General features: G+C 53.5%; 19 protein-coding genes and 1 other annotated feature. All 19 genes read left to right on the top strand.

All coding sequences use genetic code 11. From position 1 onward, the window contains the following. Positions 1-22 precede the first annotated feature (22 nt). The 19 genes from mdh (at position 23) to GHH_RS13785 (ending at position 19,476) form a co-directional block, all read left to right on the top strand. Complete coding sequence (gene mdh, locus GHH_RS13880; RefSeq protein WP_011232208.1) at positions 23-961, top strand: malate dehydrogenase; 939 nt, start codon at positions 23-25, stop codon at positions 959-961. Between the two features lie 84 nt (positions 962-1,045). Continuing rightward, entirely contained in the window at positions 1,046-1,513 is a 468-nt protein-coding gene (locus GHH_RS13875) for a MaoC/PaaZ C-terminal domain-containing protein (protein WP_011232207.1), read from the top strand. 208 nt (positions 1,514-1,721) lie between these two features. Then, a complete protein-coding gene (locus GHH_RS13865) occupies positions 1,722-2,429 on the top strand; it encodes a response regulator transcription factor (protein WP_015375585.1) in 708 nt (235 codons plus the stop codon). After that, complete coding sequence (pnpS, locus tag GHH_RS13860; RefSeq protein ID WP_011232205.1) at positions 2,422-4,170, top strand: two-component system histidine kinase PnpS; 1,749 nt, start codon at positions 2,422-2,424, stop codon at positions 4,168-4,170. The genes GHH_RS13865 and pnpS overlap by 8 nt, the downstream gene beginning before the upstream one ends. Positions 4,171-4,323: 153 nt before the next feature. After that, positions 4,324-6,960, top strand: a complete 2,637-nt coding sequence (gene polA / locus GHH_RS13855) for a DNA polymerase I (protein ID WP_041469283.1) — start codon at positions 4,324-4,326, stop codon at positions 6,958-6,960. Between the two features lie 329 nt (positions 6,961-7,289). Then, positions 7,290-8,114, top strand: a complete 825-nt coding sequence (mutM, locus tag GHH_RS13850; RefSeq protein ID WP_015375584.1) for a DNA-formamidopyrimidine glycosylase — start codon at positions 7,290-7,292, stop codon at positions 8,112-8,114. 27 nt (positions 8,115-8,141) lie between these two features. After that, positions 8,142-8,747, top strand: coding sequence for a dephospho-CoA kinase (gene coaE, locus GHH_RS13845; protein ID WP_014196518.1), 606 nt, complete (start codon positions 8,142-8,144; stop codon positions 8,745-8,747). Between the two features lie 116 nt (positions 8,748-8,863). After that, complete coding sequence (locus GHH_RS13840) at positions 8,864-9,892, top strand: glyceraldehyde-3-phosphate dehydrogenase (RefSeq protein ID WP_014196517.1); 1,029 nt, start codon at positions 8,864-8,866, stop codon at positions 9,890-9,892. A 314-nt stretch (positions 9,893-10,206) separates the two neighbouring features. Further along, on the top strand, positions 10,207-10,581 hold the full coding sequence (gene speD, locus GHH_RS13835; protein WP_011232199.1) for an adenosylmethionine decarboxylase: 375 nt from the start codon (positions 10,207-10,209) through the stop codon (positions 10,579-10,581). A gap of 123 nt (positions 10,582-10,704) precedes the next feature. Beyond that, positions 10,705-11,103, top strand: coding sequence for a hypothetical protein (locus GHH_RS13830; protein ID WP_011232198.1), 399 nt, complete (start codon positions 10,705-10,707; stop codon positions 11,101-11,103). Positions 11,104-11,170: 67 nt separating this feature from the next. Then, a complete protein-coding gene (gene nrdR, locus GHH_RS13825) occupies positions 11,171-11,632 on the top strand; it encodes a transcriptional regulator NrdR (protein ID WP_013144522.1) in 462 nt (153 codons plus the stop codon). A gap of 105 nt (positions 11,633-11,737) precedes the next feature. Further along, positions 11,738-13,123 carry a replication initiation and membrane attachment family protein gene (locus GHH_RS13820; RefSeq protein WP_011232196.1) on the top strand — a complete coding sequence of 462 codons (1,386 nt, stop codon included), beginning with the start codon at positions 11,738-11,740 and terminating at the stop codon, positions 13,121-13,123. A gap of 11 nt (positions 13,124-13,134) precedes the next feature. After that, positions 13,135-14,076, top strand: coding sequence for a primosomal protein DnaI (gene dnaI, locus GHH_RS13815; RefSeq protein ID WP_013144524.1), 942 nt, complete (start codon positions 13,135-13,137; stop codon positions 14,074-14,076). A 333-nt stretch (positions 14,077-14,409) separates the two neighbouring features. Beyond that, positions 14,410-15,285, top strand: a complete 876-nt coding sequence (gene ytxC / locus GHH_RS13810) for a putative sporulation protein YtxC (protein ID WP_011232194.1) — start codon at positions 14,410-14,412, stop codon at positions 15,283-15,285. Positions 15,286-15,620: 335 nt separating this feature from the next. Further along, positions 15,621-17,579, top strand: coding sequence for a threonine--tRNA ligase (gene thrS / locus GHH_RS13805; protein ID WP_015375583.1), 1,959 nt, complete (start codon positions 15,621-15,623; stop codon positions 17,577-17,579). A gap of 226 nt (positions 17,580-17,805) precedes the next feature. Continuing rightward, positions 17,806-17,939, top strand: a sequence feature (ribosomal protein L20 leader region). Between the two features lie 56 nt (positions 17,940-17,995). Continuing rightward, a complete protein-coding gene (infC, locus tag GHH_RS13800) occupies positions 17,996-18,517 on the top strand; it encodes a translation initiation factor IF-3 (RefSeq protein WP_074044349.1) in 522 nt (173 codons plus the stop codon). A gap of 13 nt (positions 18,518-18,530) precedes the next feature. Beyond that, positions 18,531-18,731 (top strand): 50S ribosomal protein L35, encoded by a 201-nt coding sequence (gene rpmI / locus GHH_RS13795; protein ID WP_011232191.1) that lies wholly within the window; start codon positions 18,531-18,533, stop codon positions 18,729-18,731. Between the two features lie 25 nt (positions 18,732-18,756). Continuing rightward, positions 18,757-19,116 carry a 50S ribosomal protein L20 gene (gene rplT / locus GHH_RS13790; RefSeq protein ID WP_011232190.1) on the top strand — a complete coding sequence of 120 codons (360 nt, stop codon included), beginning with the start codon at positions 18,757-18,759 and terminating at the stop codon, positions 19,114-19,116. Positions 19,117-19,224: 108 nt separating this feature from the next. Next, positions 19,225-19,476 (top strand): DUF1294 domain-containing protein, encoded by a 252-nt coding sequence (locus GHH_RS13785; RefSeq protein ID WP_041470570.1) that lies wholly within the window; start codon positions 19,225-19,227, stop codon positions 19,474-19,476. Positions 19,477-19,727 lie beyond the last annotated feature (251 nt).

Genomic DNA, 19,727 nt, shown 5'->3' with positions numbered 1-19,727 from the left:
TGAAGGAAAGGGATGGCAAACGATGGCGATGAAACGGAAAAAAATCTCGGTGATCGGCGCCGGATTCACGGGGGCGACGACGGCGTTCCTTTTGGCGCAAAAAGAGCTCGGCGACGTCGTGTTGGTCGATATTCCGCAGCTTGAGAACCCAACGAAAGGGAAGGCGCTCGATATGCTCGAGGCAAGCCCGGTGCTCGGCTTTGACGCGAATATCATCGGCACATCGGATTACGCTGACACAGCCGATTCCGACATCGTCGTCATCACAGCAGGCATCGCCCGCAAGCCGGGCATGAGCCGCGACGATTTGGTGACGACGAACCAAAAAATTATGAAGCAAGTGACGAAGGAAGTCGTCAAATACTCGCCGAACTGCTACATCATCGTCTTGACGAACCCGGTCGATGCCATGACATACACGGTGTTTCAAGAGTCCGGGTTTCCGAAAAACCGCGTCATCGGCCAGTCGGGCGTCTTGGATACGGCGCGCTTCCGCACGTTCGTCGCCGAGGAGCTGAACATTTCGGTAAAAGATGTCACTGGGTTTGTTTTAGGCGGCCATGGCGATGACATGGTGCCGCTCGTCCGCTACTCGTACGCCGGCGGCATTCCGCTCGAAAAACTCATTCCGAAAGATCGTTTGGACGCCATCGTTGAGCGGACGCGCAAAGGCGGCGGTGAAATCGTCAACCTGCTCGGCAACGGCAGCGCCTACTACGCACCGGCCGCCTCGCTTGTCGAAATGGTCGAAGCGATTTTGAAAGACCAGCGCCGCATTTTGCCGGCGATCGCCTACCTTGAAGGCGAATACGGCTATGAAGGCATTTATTTGGGCGTGCCGACGATCCTCGGCGGCAACGGCATCGAGAAAGTGATCGAGCTCGAGCTGACCGAAGAGGAAAAAGCGGCGCTCGCCAAATCCGTCGAATCCGTTAAAAATGTCATGCGCATGCTGGAATAGCGGCGAGGCAAAAATTCGGGCATTGCCCCGGATTTTTGCCCACAGTCAATGAAAGCGCTTTCTAGACAACGAAGGGGTGGGAACATGTTGAAAAAACGAAAGCTCGGGAGACGGATCGGGGAAATTCAAGCGGGGGAAAAGCTCGTGTTCCAAGCCGCCATCGAAGACAAAGACTTGCTTCTTTATCTTGGGCTGACGGATGATGCCAATCCGCTCTATATCCAGCATGATTATGCTTCACAGACGCCGTTTGGAAAACCGGTCGTGCCGCCGGTCATGTTGACGGGGATGATCACGTCCGCGGTCTCCAAATATTTGCCAGGCCCGGGCAGCTACATTACGCGGCAGGATCTTCGCTTTCTCCGCCCCGTTTATCATTATGAAACGCTCGAATTTTTGCTCGAAGTCGCCGATGTCGATGAGGCGGGCCATTGCGTGACGTTGTCCGTCATGGCGACGCGCGGTGCGGAGACGGTGCTTGACGGAACGCTGTCTGTCTGCCCGCCGCATACGTTGCCGCGCCTAGACGGGCGGGTGCTCGAGAACTTTTGACCTCATGTTGAAAGCAGTCCCCCACTTCGAAACAAAGGGGGAGTTTCATGCCGCTTTCCGCCAAAGGAAGCCAGCCAAACGCGAGGGGCAGTTTTCCGCGGGCAACCTGTCCGCAGGAAAACGCCCTTTTTTCTTTTTTTTGTCCGAATCAAGGCGTCAATTGTGGTATCATAAAGGCAGAAACCATTGGACGGGATGGAGGAGCGGCATGGGACGAAAAATTTTAGTTGTCGATGACGAACAGCCGATTGTGACTCTGTTGTCGTACAATTTGGAGAAAGCCGGATTTCACGTCGTGACCGCTCACGATGGCGAAGAGGCGCTCGTGAAAGTAGCGTCCGAGCAGCCGGCGCTCATTATTTTGGACTTGATGCTGCCGAAGCTTGACGGCGTTGATGTGTGCAAGCGGCTTCGCCAGCAGCAAATCATGACGCCGATTTTAATGTTGACGGCTCGCGATGATGAATTTGACAAAGTGCTTGGTCTTGAGCTTGGCGCCGACGACTATATGACAAAGCCGTTCAGCCCGCGCGAAGTCATTGCCCGCGTCAAGGCGATTTTGCGCCGCACGGAGATCGTTCAGCCGGCGGCTGAATCGAGCGAGCGGCTTGTTGTTGGCGAGCTGGAAATTTTTCCGGAACGCTATGAAGCAACGATCGATGGCAAGCCGCTTGAGCTGACGCCGAAAGAGTTTGAGTTGCTCCTTTATTTGGCTCGCCATAAAGGGCGGGTGTTGACGCGCGACCAGCTGCTCAGCGCCGTGTGGAACTACGAGTTTGCCGGCGATACACGCATTGTCGACGTCCATATCAGCCACTTGCGCGAGAAGATCGAAACCGATACGAAAAAACCGATGTACATTAAAACGGTGCGCGGCCTTGGCTACAAGTTGGAGGAACCGAAGCGGCATGAATAGCTTCCGCACCCGCCTTTTGTTTTGGCTCGTGACGCTCATCGCCACGGTGTTGATCGCCCTCGGGCTTTTGCTCGGGCAATTGCTGAAAGATTTTTACGCCGAGACGATGAACAAACGGATGGAAAAAGAGGCCCAAGCGCTTGCGATTTTGCTTGAAAATGAACCGCTCGAGCAAATCCGCGCCGATTTGCAGGAAATGGGGAATGAGCTGTCGTCCCGCATCACCGTGCTCGATAAAGAAGAACGGGTGCGGTTTGATAGCGGTCGCGTCGCAGCGATCAGCGACAAAGACCATGAGCGCATCGTCCGCGCGATTTTGCGCAAAAAGCAGTTTCCCCGTTTTTCCGTGATTGAAAAAACAAACGACGTCTATTACTACATCGTCCCGTACGAGCGCGGTGAGCGGAGCGGGTACGTCGTTTTAAGCACACCGACGAGCTCACTCCAAAAAGTAAACGAGCAAATTTGGGGCGTGCTCACGAGCAGCCTCGGGATGGCGCTCGTTGTCATCATCGCCCTCGTCTGGAAAATCGCCAATCAATATATGAAGCCAATTGAAGAAGCGACGAAAGTGGCGTTTGAGCTGGAAAAAGGCAATTACGCCGCCCGTGTGCCCGATGGTGAATATAACGAGGCCGGGATGCTTGTGCGCTCGATCAACCGGCTGGCCCGCCATTTGCAGGAGATGAGCAGGGCGCGGGAAATTCAGACCGATCGGCTTCACACGCTCATTGAAAACGTCGGCAGCGGCCTGTTGTTTATTGACCACCGCGGACATATTTCTCTCATCAATCGGGCGTTCCAGACTCAGTTTCATCTCGATCCGTCGGATTGTTTGCACCGTCCATACGCCGATGTGCTGCCGCATGGCGACATCGTCCGGTTTATCGATGATATTTTCATCACCGAAACGACGATGCGCCGGCATATGCGGCTGACGATTGGCATCGAGCGGAAACATTTCGATGTATACGGGGCTCCCATCATTGGCACGAACGCCGAATGGAAAGGGATTGTCGTCGTGTTTCACGACATTACGGAGCTGAAGCGTCTTGAGCAAATCCGCAAAGACTTTGTCGCCAACGTTTCGCACGAGTTGAAAACGCCGGTGACGTCCATCAAAGGATTCGCCGAAACGCTATTGGATGGCGCTATGAAGGATGAAGCGGCGCTCGAACATTTTTTGACCATCATCTTAAAAGAAAGCGAACGGCTGCAAACGCTCGTTGAGGAACTGTTGGACTTGTCGAAAATCGAGCAGCACGGATTTCAGCTGCAACTCGAAGACGTGGATATCGCTCAAGTCATCGCCGAAGCGGCTGCTGTGTTTCGCCAAAAAGCGGCGGAAAAACAAATTGATTTGCATATCGAATCGCCATCCGGGCTTGTCATCCGCGGTGACAGAAATCGGATGAAGCAAATTTTGCTGAACTTGCTCGCCAACGCCATCACGTATACGCCGGAGCACGGACGGGTCGCTGTCGAGGCGGAAGAGACGGAGAAAGAAGTGCTGATCCATGTGAAAGACACCGGAATCGGCATTGAGGAAAAGGAAATCCCGCGCATTTTTGAGCGTTTTTACCGCGTCGACAAGGCGCGCAGCCGCGATTCCGGCGGAACGGGGTTGGGCCTTTCGATTGTGAAACATTTGGTTGAGGCTCACCATGGATATATTACCGTAGCGAGCAAAGTGGGGCGCGGCACCGTGTTCACGATCCATTTTCCAAAGCCGGGGCGGTAGCCGGCTTCTTTTGATCATCTCCAACTGAGAAGCCTCCCATTTTTCAGCGTGAGCGTAAGCACGGGATGAATCGGCGCCTCCCATCATGGTGGGAGAGCGTTCAAGGCAAGCCGCAGGCATGGTACAATAGGACAAGGAAGCATCCGAGGAGGGATGAGATTGAAAAAAAAGCTTGTTTTAATCGACGGCAGCAGCGTGGCGTACCGCGCCTTTTTCGCCTTGCCGCTTTTGCATAACGACAAAGGCATCCATACGAACGCCGTCTACGGGTTTACGATGATGTTGAATAAAATTTTGGCGGAAGAAGAGCCAACTCATATGCTTGTCGCGTTTGACGCCGGGAAAACGACGTTCCGGCATGAAGCGTTTCAAGAGTATAAAGGTGGGCGCCAGCAGACGCCACCGGAGCTGTCGGAGCAGTTTCCGCTGTTGCGCGAGCTGCTGAGGGCGTATCGCATCCCCGCCTATGAACTCGAGAACTACGAAGCGGACGATATTATCGGAACGCTTGCCGCCCGCGCTGAGCAGGAAGGGTTTGAGGTGAAAGTCATTTCCGGCGACCGCGATCTGACCCAGCTCGCCTCCCCCCATGTGACGGTGGACATTACGAAAAAAGGGATTACCGATATCGAACCGTACACGCCGGAGACGGTCCGCGAAAAATACGGCTTAACTCCGGAACAAATCGTTGATTTGAAAGGATTGATGGGCGACAAATCGGACAACATCCCCGGAGTGCCGGGCATCGGGGAAAAGACGGCGGTCAAGCTGCTCAGGCAATTCGGCACGGTCGAAAATGTGCTTGCCTCCATTGACGAGATCAAAGGCGAAAAGTTGAAAGAAACGCTGCGCCAACACCGGGAGATGGCGCTGTTAAGCAAAAAGCTCGCCGCCATTCGCCGCGACGCCCCGGTCGAGCTCTCGCTTGATGACATCGCCTATCAAGGGGAAGACCGGGAGAAAGTGGTCGCTTTATTTAAAGAGCTTGGGTTTCAATCGTTTTTAGAGAAAATGGAATCGCCGTCATCAGAAGAGGAAAAACCGCTTGCCAAGATGGCATTTACGCTTGCTGACCGCGTGACGGAGGAGATGCTTGCCGACAAGGCGGCGCTTGTCGTTGAAGTGGTCGAGGAAAATTATCATGATGCGCCGATCGTCGGCATCGCTGTGGTCAACGAACATGGACGGTTTTTCCTGCGCCCGGAGACGGCGCTTGCCGATCCGCAGTTTGTCGCCTGGCTTGGTGATGAAACGAAGAAAAAAAGCATGTTTGACTCAAAGCGCGCGGCAGTCGCCTTGAAATGGAAAGGAATTGAGCTATGCGGCGTTTCCTTTGATTTATTGCTGGCCGCCTATTTGCTTGATCCGGCGCAAGGTGTTGATGATGTAGCTGCCGCAGCCAAAATGAAGCAATACGAAGCGGTGCGCCCGGATGAAGCGGTGTATGGCAAAGGGGCGAAGCGGGCCGTGCCGGATGAGCCAGTGCTCGCCGAGCATCTCGTCCGCAAGGCGGCGGCGATTTGGGCGCTCGAACGGCCGTTTTTGGATGAGCTGCGCCGCAACGAACAAGATCGGTTGCTCGTCGAGCTCGAGCAGCCGTTGTCTTCGATTTTGGCGGAAATGGAATTTGCCGGAGTGAAAGTGGATACGAAGCGGCTCGAACAGATGGGCGAAGAGCTCGCCGAGCAGCTAGGCACGGTCGAGCAGCGCATTTATGAGCTCGCCGGCCAAGAATTCAACATCAATTCACCGAAACAGCTCGGCGTCATTTTATTTGAAAAACTGCAGCTGCCCGTCTTGAAAAAAACGAAAACCGGCTACTCCACTTCGGCGGATGTGCTTGAAAAACTTGCGCCTTATCACGAGATCGTGGAAAACATTTTGCATTACCGCCAGCTTGGCAAGTTGCAGTCGACGTATATTGAAGGATTGCTGAAAGTCGTGCGACCCGATACAAAGAAGGTGCATACGATTTTCAATCAGGCGTTGACGCAAACCGGACGGCTCAGCTCGACGGAGCCGAACTTGCAAAACATTCCGATTCGGCTTGAGGAAGGACGGAAAATCCGCCAAGCGTTCGTGCCGTCGGAGTCTGATTGGCTCATTTTCGCCGCCGACTACTCACAAATTGAGTTGCGCGTCCTCGCCCATATTGCGGAAGATGACAATTTAATGGAAGCGTTCCGCCGCGATTTGGATATCCATACGAAAACAGCGATGGACATTTTCCAAGTGAGCGAGGACGAAGTGACGCCCAACATGCGCCGTCAGGCGAAGGCGGTCAACTTTGGGATCGTTTACGGGATCAGTGATTACGGCTTGGCGCAAAACTTAAATATTTCGCGCAAAGAGGCGGCTGAATTCATCGAGCGCTACTTCGAAAGCTTCCCTGGCGTGAAGCGGTATATGGAAAACATTGTGCAAGAAGCAAAACAGAAAGGGTATGTGACGACGCTGCTGCATCGGCGCCGCTATTTGCCGGATATCACGAGCCGCAACTTCAACGTCCGCAGCTTTGCTGAACGGATGGCGATGAACACGCCGATTCAAGGGAGCGCCGCTGACATTATTAAAAAGGCGATGATCGATCTGAACGCCAGACTGAAGGAAGAGCGGCTGCAAGCGCGCCTTTTGCTGCAGGTGCATGACGAGCTCATTTTGGAGGCGCCGAAAGAAGAGATGGAGCGGCTGTGCCGGCTCGTTCCGGAAGTGATGGAGCAAGCGGTCACACTTCGCGTGCCGCTCAAAGTCGATTACCATTATGGCTCGACGTGGTATGATGCGAAATAAAGAGAAGTCTTGGTGTGGAGCGCCGGCATCCCTAAGAAGGCCTGTGATGGAATGAAAAAGCAGTTTCACAACGACTCTTCTCCAGTTGGGAAGCCTTGAACATCGAGCCGTCCTTCTCAACCAACATGACCGATTTTGTGAAAATCAGCGTTTCTCACCGGCCTTTTAGGCAGAATCTTTCGGTGCGACGATTCTCGGCTGCAACTCGATGAATTGGAGCGAAACAGCTGCCGCCCCATGGAGAATCTTTCTCTCGGCGGATGAACCGGCGTCAATGCGAAAGCGTCGGCGGGAACGATGCAGGAAAACGGAGGAAAGGGGGGATCGCCATGCCGGAATTGCCGGAGGTGGAAACGATCCGTCGTACGCTTTTGCCGCTTATTGTCGGAAAAACGATTGAGGATGTGCGCATCTTTTGGCCGAACATCATCCGCCATCCGCGAGACCCCGAGGAGTTTGCGGCAAGAATGATCGGACAGACGGTGCGTGGTTTGGAACGGAGAGGGAAGTTTTTGAAATTCCTGCTCGACCGCGATGCACTCATTTCCCATTTGCGCATGGAAGGGCGCTACGCCGTTGCTTCTGCCCTCGAGCCGCTCGAACCGCATACGCACGTCGTGTTTTGCTTCACGGACGGCAGCGAACTCCGTTACCGCGACGTGCGCAAGTTCGGAACGATGCACGTTTATGCCAAAGAAGAAGCTGACCGTCGGCCGCCGCTTGCTGAGCTTGGGCCGGAGCCGCTTTCCCCGGCGTTTTCCCCAGCTGTATTGGCGGAGCGGGCGGTGAAAACGAAACGGTCGGTCAAAGCGTTGCTCCTTGATCAGACGGTCGTGGCTGGGTTTGGCAATATTTATGTCGACGAATCGCTGTTTCGCGCCGGCATTCTTCCCGGCCGGCCGGCCGCCTCTCTCTCCAGCAAAGAGATCGAGCGCCTGCATGAGGAAATGGTGGCGACGATCGGCGAGGCGGTCATGAAAGGGGGAAGCACGGTGCGCACGTATGTGAACACGCAAGGCGAGGCCGGCACGTTTCAACATCATTTGTACGTGTATGGCCGCCAAGGCAATCCGTGCAAACGATGCGGCACGCCGATTGAAAAAACGGTCGTCGCCGGCCGCGGCACGCATTATTGCCCGCGCTGCCAGCGCTAGGCGGCGTGTAAAAAGGAGAGAGGTTCCATGACGTTGACGATCGGATTGACCGGCGGGATCGCCAGCGGCAAAAGCACGGTGAGCGCGATGATGCGCGAGCTCGGCCTTCCGGTCATTGATGCTGACGAAGCGGCGCGCGCCGTCGTCCGACCGGGGGAAGACGCCTACCGTCAGATTGTCGCCGCCTTCGGTCCGGGCATTTTGCAGACAAATGGAGAGATCGATCGGGCGAAACTCGGGGCGATCGTGTTCAACGACGAAGAAGAACGGAAAAAGCTAAACGCCATCGTTCACCCGGCGGTGCGTCAGAAAATGCTCGCGGAGAAAGAAGCGCTCGTCCGTTCCGGGGCGAAAACGGTCGTATTGGACATTCCGCTTTTATTTGAAAGCGGATTGACATCCTGGGTCGATAAAGTACTTGTCGTGTATGTTGACGATGACATCCAGCTTCGCCGGCTGATGGAGCGGAACGGGTTCACTGAGGAAGAAGCGCGCGCCCGCATTCGCGCTCAATGGCCGCTGGCGGAAAAAATGAAGCGGGCCGACGCGGTCATCAACAATAACGGAACGAGGGAAGAGACACGCCGTCAGCTGTTGGCTATTTTGAAACAATGGGACGCCTTGGAAAAATAGGCGTCTTTTTTGTTCGCTTTCAGTCATTTTGTTCTCCACATTTCCTAAAAATATGATATACTATTTATACGAATATAAGAAAATAGTATAACATATATGAGAGGAGAACAAAGTGAATGAAGGCGAAAGTGGCGATTAACGGTTTCGGACGAATCGGACGGATGGTGTTCCGGCGCGCCATCAATTCCTCTGACCTCGACATTGTGGCGGTGAACGCCAGCTATCCGCCGGAAACGTTAGCCCATTTAGTGAAATATGACTCAAACCACGGTAAATTTGACGGTGAGGTCATCGCCTTGGAAGACGGCCTGCTCGTCAACGGCAAAAAAGTGAGGCTGTTAAACTCGCGCGACCCGAAACAGCTGCCGTGGAAAGAGCTTGATATCGATATTGTGATTGAAGCGACCGGAAAATTCAACGACCGCGAAAAGGCGAGCCTTCACCTTGAGGCAGGGGCGAAGCGCGTCATTTTAACCGCCCCGGGCAAAAATGAAGATGTGACGATCGTTGTTGGCGTCAACGAGCATATGCTTGACATCGACCGCCATTTCATCATTTCGAACGCCTCGTGTACGACAAACTGTTTGGCTCCGGTCGTCAAAGTGCTCGATGAAGCGTTTGGGATTGAAAACGGCCTGATGACGACGGTTCACGCGTATACGAACGACCAAAAAAACATCGATAACCCGCATAAAGATTTGCGCCGCGCCCGCTCATGCGCGCAGTCGATCATCCCGACGACAACGGGAGCGGCGAAAGCGCTTGGCCTAGTGCTGCCGCATTTAAAAGGGAAGCTTCATGGCATGGCGCTCCGCGTCCCGACGCCGAACGTCTCGCTCGTCGACTTGGTCGTCGACTTGAAGCGCGATGTGACGGTTGATGAGGTGAACGAGGCGCTGATCCGCGCTGCCGACGGCCCATTGAAAGGCATCTTGGATTTCACGATGGAGCCGCTTGTCTCGATCGATTTCAATACGAATCCGCATTCTGCGATTATCGACGGCCTGTCGACGATGGTGATGGAAGGGCGAAAAGTGAAAGTGCTCGCTTGGTATGACAATGAATGGGGCTATTCGTGCCGCGTCGTTGATTTAGCCCATCTTGTCGCGGCCAAAATGAATGAGCGTCTCAGCGTCAATGCGTAACAGCGGTTCGATGTGAAGCGCGCCGCCTGCGCTATGGCTTTTGCGATCCGCACAAACGGATCGGGCCACGGTGCGGGCGTGGGCGCTTTTTCTCTTTTTTATGCAAAAAAATTAAAAAAGCCTGTTGCAAAAACCCCCTAAACAAAGTATACTATGTCTCGTGAACTTCTTAACGGCAAGGGTAATGTGACTACTTAAAGGGTTAGGACCTCTTAGGACTAACTTTCCCCCGTGGTAGTTATACATGCCATTTTGCAACTCACCTTCTGTTTTTTTATTTGTTTGAGAAAATTGGTTAAAGGGGGATTCTTTTCATGGACACGATGGGTCGTCACGTTATCTCGGAACTTTGGGGATGCGACTTTGACAAACTGAATGATATTGATTTTATTGAAAAAACGTTCGTTGACGCCGCGTTAAAGTCGGGAGCGGAGATTCGCGAAGTGGCGTTCCATAAATTCGCTCCGCAAGGCGTAAGCGGGGTCGTCATTATTTCGGAATCGCATTTGACGATTCACACGTTTCCCGAACACGGCTATGCGAGCATTGATGTGTATACATGCGGCCATTTAGACCCGACGATTGCCGCCGATTACATTGCCGAAATGCTGGGCGCGCAAACGCGGGAAACGATTGAACTTCCGCGCGGCATGCGCCCAATCGAAGTGAAAAAGGCGCAGGCGCTGTAATTGGATCATGATAAACCGAAAGGAGCGTAAGCGAAACGCTCCTTTTTTTGCGCCCTCGGCGGTACAACAGCGGCGAAAATCATGGTATGATGGAAGAAAAAGAATGACTAGGGAGACGTGGCAATGAGCATGTGGAAAACACTCAAATACGCCTTCACAAACCATTGTGAAACGCGGGAAAATCATGAAGATGAAGAGCTAAGAAGCCATTATTACAAAGCGACGAACCGCGCTGTGATCGATGCGGTCAAGGAGCTGCTCTCGTCGCTGCCTGGCGCCGAGCTCGTTTCTGTTTCCGAAGAGCGCGGCGAAATTTGTGCACAAACAAGGCGCGGCAAAAAGTTGTTTATCGTCGCTACCGTCATTTCCGTGCGGCCGTTTGAAACGGCGGTCGACTTTTCCGCGACGACGGAGACGAAGCTATTGCCGTTTGATTTTGGGCATAGCCGGGCGGTCATTCTCGATTTGTATCGGAAGCTCGACGCCCGCCTGCCCTATATCGGTTCCGGACTGAACAGCTAACTATATCTTGTCTGCTTTCGTCCATTCCGGTATGATAGAAAATAAGAAGATCAACGGAGTGGATGTTATGCGATGTCCTTCATGCCATCATCAAGGCACGCGCGTGCTTGACTCGCGCCCGGTTGAAGAGGGTCGTTCGATCCGCCGCCGGCGGGAGTGCGAACAGTGCCATTATCGGTTTACGACGTTTGAGCGGATCGAGGAGCCGCCGCTGATTGTTGTGAAAAAAGAGGGGACGCGCGAAGAATTTAGCCGGGAGAAAATTTTGCGCGGCTTGATCAAAGCGTGCGAGAAGCGGCCGGTGGCGCTCGAGGAGCTTGAAAAAGTGACGCAGGAAATTGAGCGCGAACTGCGCAATCAAGGCGTCTCGGAAGTGAAAAGCGAAACGATCGGCGAAATGGTGATGGAGCGCCTGTCACACATCGATGAGGTCGCCTATGTCCGCTTCGCTTCCGTCTATCGGCAGTTTAAAGATATTAATGTGTTCATTGAAGAACTGAAAGAGCTGATCAAAAAAGGGCAACGGTAAAAAGGGCTTTGGCGTTAGGCGGCAAGCCCTTTTTTTCAACGTCTTTTCGGCAGGAAAGGGGAGAGCCGGTTTGAAACGAATACGGCGAAATGGAAGGTCGGAGCGATGCAACACCATTGGAAAGAGCTGATTGCTGTCGACCGTTATACCGTGCAAAGCCGTGGGGTGTTGCAAGAGGTGGACCGTAAAGTGCTGACGCTGCTTTACCAGCCGCTCATCGGCTGCCGGGCGTTGGCGCTTTATATGACGCTTTGGGGGGAGCTTGAGCTGCTTGACGGCCAGGAAGCGACCCATCATCGGCTTATGGCGCTCATGCAGTGCGGACTGCCGGACATTTACAGCGAACGGTTGAAACTCGAAGGAATCGGGCTGCTCGACACATACGTCCACGCTAAAGAGGCGGATGAACCGAAGCTGTTTCTTTATGAGCTGCGCCCGCCGTTGGCGCCAGACCAGTTTTTCCGCGACGAGATGTTGAGCGTTTTTTTGCACCGGCAAGTCGGCCGCCACTTGTTTATCCAGCTGAGCAACTTTTTTGCCCGTCCGTCCATTGATGAAACGAAATTCACCCAGGTGACGCGGTCGTTTTCCGACGTGTTTTCGGCCGTGCCCGCTGAACAAATCGTCGCCGGCCTCAGCGAAGAAGCCGGGCCCGAGCTGCTTGAAGGGAAGGATCACATCAGGCGGGATGAGGCGTCGTATGTGCTTGATGATGATGTATTCGACTTTGAGCTGTTTTTTGCCGGCCTGTCCAAGCAGCTTGTGCCGCGCCGAGCGGTGACAGCGAAAGTGAAGGAAGCGATTAAAAAGCTGGCGTTTTTATACGGCATTCCGCCGCTTGAGATGCAAAAACTGGTCCTTGGCGTCATCGATCCGGCCTATCATATCGATATTGACGCGTTGCGCCGGGCGGCGCGCGAATGGTATGAGCTCGAACATGGCGGTGTCGAGCCGCGCCTCGTCGAACGAGTGCAGCCGCTCGCCTACCGGACGATGGAAAACATCGAACCGCGCACAAAAGAGGAGCAACTAATGAAACAGCTGGAAACAATTTCCCCGCGCCAGCTGCTGAAAGAGATTTCAGGCGGCGCTGAGCCGTCGCTGGCTGATTTGCAGCTGATCGAAGATGTGATGTTTAAGCAACAGCTGCTCCCCGGAGTTGTCAACGTGCTCATTTATTATGTCATGCTCCGGACGAATATGAAGCTGTCGAAAAAATATGTAGAAAAAATCGCCAGCCATTGGGCGCGCAAAAAGGTGAAAACCGTGAAGGAAGCCATGGAGCTGGCGAAAGAAGAGGCGAAAACATACCAAAACTGGGCGAACGAAAAGGAAAAAGGGACGCGGACGGTGCGCAAAGTCGTGCGCACGGAAATCGTCCCGGACTGGCTGAACATGGATTACAGCCAGCCGGATGATGATGATTTTGACGTCGAACAGGCGCGCAAAGAGCTTGAGGAACGGCTGAAAAAATACCGTGATGAATCATAGAGGGAAAAGCCATGGAACGAGTAAACCACCTGTTGCAGCGGTTGCTTGGCAATCAACGGTTTAAACAACGCTACGAACAAATGAAACGCTACATTTTGGAGCATCCGGACGTGCAGCCGTTTTTGCGGGCGCACGAACGGCAATTGTCGGCCGATGCGGTTGACCGCAGCTTGATGAAGCTGTATGAGTTCATCGAGCAGCACGGGAATTGCCGCCAATGTCCGGGCCTTGAGCGATGCAACAACATGCTGCCGGGGTACCATCCAAATTTGGTGGTCAACGGTGGAAGGATCGACGTTGAGTACGACCGCTGCCCAAAAAAAGTGCAGCATGACGAGCGAAAACGGCAAGAGTCGCTCATTCAAAGCATGTTCATGCCGCGCGAAATCTTGCGTGCTTCGCTCTCTGACGTCGATCTCAATGACGATGGGCGGATCAAAGCGATCCGATTTGCCGAGCGGTTTGTGGCGGAATACGAGCCAGGGAAAAAAATGAAAGGCTTGTATTTGCACGGATCGTTTGGGGTGGGCAAAACGTATTTGCTCGCCGCGATCGCCAACGAGCTGGCGAAGCGAAACGTTTCGTCGCTGATCGTCTACGTGCCCGAGCTGTTTCGTGAGATGAAACATTCGCTTCAAGACCAGACGATGAACGAAAAGCTTGATTATATCAAAAAAGTGCCGGTGCTGATGCTCGATGATCTTGGGGCGGAGGCGATGTCAAGCTGGGTGCGCGATGATGTGTTTGGCCCGATCTTGCAATACCGGATGTTTGAAAACTTGCCGACGTTTTTCACGTCGAACTTTGATATGCAGCAGCTCGCCCATCATTTGACGTATTCGCAGCGCGGCGAAGAAGAGAAGGTGAAGGCGGCGCGCATTATGGAGCGAATCCGCTATTTGGCCTATCCGATTGAAATCACTGGACCGAACCGCCGCGAGCAAAATATATAAAGGCGATTTGAAACGTTGCCGTTTGCACAGGCATGTTGATTAACCCATAAAAACTAGTTGAGCAGGTTCTGTTTCTAGCTTTTCTGCCGTAGTCGGCAAGCGGTTCGTTTGCCGACTGGGGCTGACCCAAAAGGGTAATTTCCCTTAAACAAAACACAACATATTTGTTTTATGCCTGTATACGGTAATAAGAAAGGGTGTCCCGATCCTTTTGGGGCACCCTCTCCTCGAACAATGAACGCCGCTAAGCTTTGTGGTTTTTTAGTCTAAACAGCCCGTTGTCCCCATATATATAAACCAAGCATGCCTTTCGGGCTAAAGGGGGGACAGCGGGTGATCGAAATCCATTTTGACGAGGCAAGCGAGGCGGAAAAATTGGTTGGGCTGCTAGATCACCGGCAACCGGATGACGGTCCGCTGTTTCATGCCGCTTATGACGGGAACAAAACCGTGGCGGTTTACATACAGGGCGAGGAGAAGCGTGTGCTTGAGGAGCATATCATCCCAGCGATGACGGCGTTTATGCAGGAGGTGATGGAAGACCGGCTGCTGCTATCCATCATTGCCAATGTTTTTTATTTCCGCGACGTCGAAGAACAGCAGCAAATTTTGGCCCTCGCTCATTCATTTTTGGACGGCGAGCGGCGCGATTACCGGAAAAGCGCGGCGTTTGCCGCCTCGCGCACCGTGATGTTGCGCGACGCTTTTGCCTCCTTTTTGCGCGACGGCTTGTCATTTTCGTTTTCTTCGTTCGTTACGTTCCGGTTAAAGCCGTATATGGAGCGCCTCCAACATTATGTCGAGCTGGCGATTGATGAATACAAGCTGGAGCAGGAGTATCAAAATTTTGTGCAAATGCTGCGCGACTGCCTGGCTGGCCGGACGCCGCAATGGCCGCGCCTGTATTTGGTGCACGATCCGCCGCACTTCGTATTTTACGACAGCGAGCGGCGGGAGCTGTCGGCGGCGGAAGTGAGACAGTTGATCGACCGCCATCTCGTCTTCAGCCAGCCGATGTATATTGATGCATCGGTGCTCGCTCCGCTTGTCTCGCTCGCTCCGGCGGAAATTGAGCTGTACACCGATCATCCGGATGACGGCATGGTGCAGACACTGCAAAACGTGTTTCAAGAACGGCTGATCGTCTGCCGCCGCGCCGATTTTTCCCGCTTGTTTGCCGCCAACGCTGGAAATGGGGGAGAAGCTTGATTTTTCCTGCTGTTTTCGCTATAATGACGTCATGAATATGGATGAATACAAGCGATGACGAGGACATGGGCGCATTTTTACGGTTTCCAGAGAGGGAAGGCAGCGGCTGGAACCTTCCTAACACGAAAAATGCGCTTACCCCCTCAGAGCTGCGGCAGCGAACGCAACGCCCAGTAGTTGCCGCCGGTGGACGACCGTTATTCTTGTTGAGCCATGGCATGGCGAGGCGTTGCCATGGGAAGAAGGGTGGAACCACGATGAAAACTCGTCCCTTTAGGAGGGAGGAGTTTTTTTATTTTTCCATTTTCATCATCATGACAAAGGAGTGATTGCCAATGCCAGACGTCATTCGCATCACGTTCCCAGATGGGGCGGAAAAGGAGTTTCCGAAGGGGACGACGACGGAAGACATCGCTGCCTCGATCAGCCCGGGGCTGAAGAAAAAAGCGATCGCCGGCAAACTGAACGGCCGGTTCGTTGATTTGCGCACGCCGCTTCACGAAGATGGCGAGCTTGTCATCATTACCCAAGACATGCCGGAGGCGCTTGACATTTTGCGCCATAGCACCGCCCACTTAATGGCGCAGGCGATCAAGCGGCTGTATGGCAACGTCAAGCTCGGCGTCGGTCCGGTCATTGAAAACGGCTTTTACTATGATATCGACATGGAGCATAAGCTGACGCCAGACGACCTCCCGAAAATCGAAGCGGAAATGCGCAAGATTGTCAAAGAAAATTTGGACATCGTCCGCAAAGAAGTGAGCCGCGAAGAAGCCATCCGGCTGTATGAAGAAATCGGCGATGAGTTGAAGCTCGAGTTGATCGCCGATATTCCGGAAGGCGAGCCGATTTCGATTTATGAGCAAGGCGAGTTTTTCGACCTTTGCCGCGGCGTGCACGTGCCGTCGACTGGAAAAATCAAAGAGTTCAAGCTGCTCAGCATCTCGGGGGCCTACTGGCGCGGCGACAGCAACAACAAAATGCTGCAGCGCATCTACGGCACGGCCTTTTTCAAAAAGGAAGACTTGGATCGTTATTTGCGCCTGCTTGAAGAAGCGAAAGAGCGCGATCACCGCAAATTAGGCAAAGAGCTTGAGCTGTTTACGACATCGCAACAAGTCGGACAAGGCTTGCCGCTATGGCTGCCGAAAGGAGCGACGATCCGCCGCATTATCGAACGGTACATCGTCGACAAAGAAGTGGCGCTCGGATACGATCATGTCTACACACCGGTGCTCGGCAGCGTCGAGCTGTACAAGACATCGGGCCATTGGGACCATTACAAAGAAAACATGTTCCCGCCGATGGAGATGGACAACGAAGAACTTGTGCTTCGTCCGATGAACTGCCCGCACCATATGATGATTTACAAAAGCAAGCTGCACAGCTACCGCGAGCTGCCGATCCGCATCGCCGAGCTCGGCACGATGCACCGCTATGAAATGTCTGGAGCGCTTACCGGCCTGCAGCGCGTCCGCGGCATGACGCTCAACGACGCCCACATTTTCGTGCGCCCGGACCAAATCAAAGACGAGTTCAAGCGCGTCGTCAACTTGATTTTGGAAGTCTATAAGGATTTCGGCATTGAGGAATACTCGTTCCGCTTGTCTTACCGCGATCCGCATGACAAAGAAAAATATTACGATGACGATGAAATGTGGGAAAAAGCCCAACGCATGCTGCGGGAAGCCATGGACGAGCTCGACCTCGATTACTACGAAGCGGAAGGGGAAGCGGCGTTTTACGGGCCGAAGCTCGATGTGCAAGTGCGCACGGCGCTTGGCAAAGACGAGACGCTCTCGACGGTGCAGCTTGACTTCCTGTTGCCCGAGCGCTTTGATTTGACATACATTGGCGAGGATGGGAAGCCGCATCGTCCGGTCGTCATCCATCGCGGCGTCGTCTCGACGATGGAGCGGTTTGTCGCGTTCCTCATCGAGGAGTATAAAGGCGCGTTTCCGACATGGCTCGCCCCGGTTCAAGTCAAAGTGATCCCCGTGTCGCCGGAGGCGCATCTCGATTACGCGTATGACGTGCAACGGACGCTGAAAGAACGCGGCTTCCGCGTCGAAGTCGACGAGCGCGACGAAAAAATCGGCTATAAAATCCGCGAAGCGCAAATGCAAAAAATCCCGTACATGCTCGTTGTCGGCGATAAAGAAGTGTCTGAGCGAGCGGTCAACGTCCGCCGCTATGGCGAAAAAGAAAGCCGGACGATGGGGCTTGACGAGTTTATGGCCTTGCTCGCTGACGATGTGCGGGAAAAAAGGACAAGATTAGGGAAAGCGCAATAAACCGTTGACAGGCGACATAAACGTTCAAGCGCCACAAGGAAGCAACGGTGGCGATGGCCCATGTCATGGGCGGTTTTTCAAAGAAATGGCGGCGTGAACAAGATTTTCTCTTGCCAATTGAATGTTGATCCGCTATAATAAAGGGCGTTGTGTTTATCAAGATCCGCTCCTTGACATGCCATCGCCAAGGTGGTATAGTGTATAAAGTGGAATGATGGCTTGTTTGTAACAAAAGCAGAAGCACCCCGCTTCTCACCTGACCGACGCCAAGACGGCTGTTGGCAGGTTGTTACGGTTCGTCAATGCGAGTGTAAGGACGTACTGCGCGGGTGCTTTGTGCATCTGCGCTTTTTTTTGGCTGGAAGTGGGGCTCTGCTGGCAAACAAGCCAGTCGGAAAAAACCTTGGAGGTGGCTCATTATTAGCAAAGATTTTATTATCAACGAACAAATTCGTGCCCGTGAAGTGCGCTTGATCGACCAAAACGGCGAACAGCTTGGCATCAAGTCGAAGCAGGAGGCGCTTGAGATTGCGGCAAGACGCAACTTGGATCTTGTGCTTGTCGCGCCGAACGCCAAACCGCCCGTTTGCCGCATCATGGACTACGGCAAATTCCGCTTCGAGCAGCAGAAGAAAGAGAAAGAAGCGCGCAAAAAACAAAAAGTGATCAACGTCAAAGAGGTGCGCCTCAGCCCGACGATCGAGGAGCATGACTTCAACACGAAGCTGCGCAATGCGCGCAAGTTTTTGGAAAAAGGCGATAAAGTGAAGGCGACGATCCGCTTTAAAGGTCGGGCGATCACCCATAAAGAAATTGGGCAGCGCGTCCTTGACCGCTTCTCGGAAGCGTGCGCCGACATTGCCGTTGTCGAAACGGCGCCGAAAATGGACGGGCGCAACATGTTTTTAGTGCTCGCACCGAAAAACGACAACAAGTAAGGAGGAACCTGCGATGCCAAAAATGAAAACTCACCGCGGCTCGGCGAAACGGTTCAAAAAAACGGCCAGCGGCAAATTAAAACGCGGCCACGCGTACACGAGCCACTTGTTTGCCAATAAAACGAAAAAACAAAAGCGTCATCTCCGCAAAGCGACGCTTGTCTCGCCTGGCGATTTCAAACGCATCCGCCAAATGCTTGACAACTTGAAATAACGACCGACTATAGGAGGGAACGATTATGCCACGCGTAAAAGGTGGACCAGTGACGCGCAGACGTCGCAAAAAAGTGTTAAAACTCGCAAAAGGCTATTTCGGCGCGAAACACGCATTATATAGAGTCGCGAACCAACAAGTGATGAAATCGCTCATGTATGCGTATCGCGACCGCCGTCAACGGAAGCGCGACTTCCGCAAACTGTGGATTGTCCGCATCAACGCAGCGGCTCGCCAAAATGGCTTGTCCTACAGCCGTTTGATGCACGGCTTGAAGCTGGCCGGCGTGGAAGTGAACCGGAAAATGCTCGCCGACTTGGCGGTGAACGACCAAGCGGCATTTGCTCAACTCGCCGATTTGGCGAAAGCGAACTTGAATAAGTAACCATGACGGCCATCCTAACAAAGGGTGGCCGTTTTTTTTTCGGCAACGAAATGGGGGGCTTGAAAGCCGATCAGCGCTGCTGTTTTTCTGTCAAGGAAAGGGATGGATATGGTACAATACGGAATAGCGATCAATCTTCTTGCCTTTTTTATGATGGGGCTCGACAAACAAAAAGCGAAACGCCGCCGCTTTCGCATCGCCGAGCGGACGCTTTGGCTGCTGGCGTTTGCGGGCGGGGCCATCGGTGCGGCAGCTGGAATGTACACGTTTCGCCATAAAACGCGCCATCGGGCTTTTGGCTATGGCTTGCCGCTGTTGGCAGCGGTGGAGCTGTTTCTCTATTGGCGATGGATGAGGTAGAAAGGGGAGGAGAGAGTCAACTACTCCCACTTAGCTAACGCTTGAAGTGGGGGCTTGCAACTCCCCAGAAGTGCAAACGGACTTCGTCCTCCTTCCTTGACTTGGGGTTGCATCAGGGGGCAGGTTGACGACTACCCAACGACGCAGGTCATGCCTGCATCGTTACCGATTCTCTCGGTGTGTCTGTTGGCAGTACTTGGCTTCCACACACAACAGACGGACCTACGCTCGATGTTTTACGGTTACAACGT

The sequence above is a fragment of the Geobacillus sp. GHH01 genome (genome assembly GCF_000336445.1).
Lineage (GTDB): Bacteria > Bacillota > Bacilli > Bacillales > Anoxybacillaceae > Geobacillus > Geobacillus zalihae.
The sequence above is the reverse complement of the archived record's forward strand: the minus strand, read 5'-3'. Positions and strand labels throughout refer to the sequence as shown.

What these genes read in the sequence shown, in the direction of transcription:
- GHH_RS13830 (WP_011232198.1), top strand. Translation starts at nt 10,705, where the DNA reads ATGAGCATGTGGAAAACACTCAAATACGCCTTCACAAACCATTGTGAA.
- GHH_RS13875 (WP_011232207.1), top strand. Translation starts at nt 1,046, where the DNA reads ATGTTGAAAAAACGAAAGCTCGGGAGACGGATCGGGGAAATTCAAGCG.
- pnpS (WP_011232205.1), top strand. Translation starts at nt 2,422, where the DNA reads ATGAATAGCTTCCGCACCCGCCTTTTGTTTTGGCTCGTGACGCTCATC.
- mutM (WP_015375584.1), top strand. Translation starts at nt 7,290, where the DNA reads ATGCCGGAATTGCCGGAGGTGGAAACGATCCGTCGTACGCTTTTGCCG.
- rpmI (WP_011232191.1), top strand. Translation starts at nt 18,531, where the DNA reads ATGCCAAAAATGAAAACTCACCGCGGCTCGGCGAAACGGTTCAAAAAA.
- polA (WP_041469283.1), top strand. Translation starts at nt 4,324, where the DNA reads ATGAGATTGAAAAAAAAGCTTGTTTTAATCGACGGCAGCAGCGTGGCG.
- coaE (WP_014196518.1), top strand. Translation starts at nt 8,142, where the DNA reads ATGACGTTGACGATCGGATTGACCGGCGGGATCGCCAGCGGCAAAAGC.
- rplT (WP_011232190.1), top strand. Translation starts at nt 18,757, where the DNA reads ATGCCACGCGTAAAAGGTGGACCAGTGACGCGCAGACGTCGCAAAAAA.
- GHH_RS13785 (WP_041470570.1), top strand. Translation starts at nt 19,225, where the DNA reads ATGGTACAATACGGAATAGCGATCAATCTTCTTGCCTTTTTTATGATG.
- GHH_RS13840 (WP_014196517.1), top strand. Translation starts at nt 8,864, where the DNA reads ATGAAGGCGAAAGTGGCGATTAACGGTTTCGGACGAATCGGACGGATG.
- speD (WP_011232199.1), top strand. Translation starts at nt 10,207, where the DNA reads ATGGACACGATGGGTCGTCACGTTATCTCGGAACTTTGGGGATGCGAC.
- thrS (WP_015375583.1), top strand. Translation starts at nt 15,621, where the DNA reads ATGCCAGACGTCATTCGCATCACGTTCCCAGATGGGGCGGAAAAGGAG.
- GHH_RS13820 (WP_011232196.1), top strand. Translation starts at nt 11,738, where the DNA reads ATGCAACACCATTGGAAAGAGCTGATTGCTGTCGACCGTTATACCGTG.
- GHH_RS13865 (WP_015375585.1), top strand. Translation starts at nt 1,722, where the DNA reads ATGGGACGAAAAATTTTAGTTGTCGATGACGAACAGCCGATTGTGACT.
- dnaI (WP_013144524.1), top strand. Translation starts at nt 13,135, where the DNA reads ATGGAACGAGTAAACCACCTGTTGCAGCGGTTGCTTGGCAATCAACGG.
- nrdR (WP_013144522.1), top strand. Translation starts at nt 11,171, where the DNA reads ATGCGATGTCCTTCATGCCATCATCAAGGCACGCGCGTGCTTGACTCG.
- mdh (WP_011232208.1), top strand. Translation starts at nt 23, where the DNA reads ATGGCGATGAAACGGAAAAAAATCTCGGTGATCGGCGCCGGATTCACG.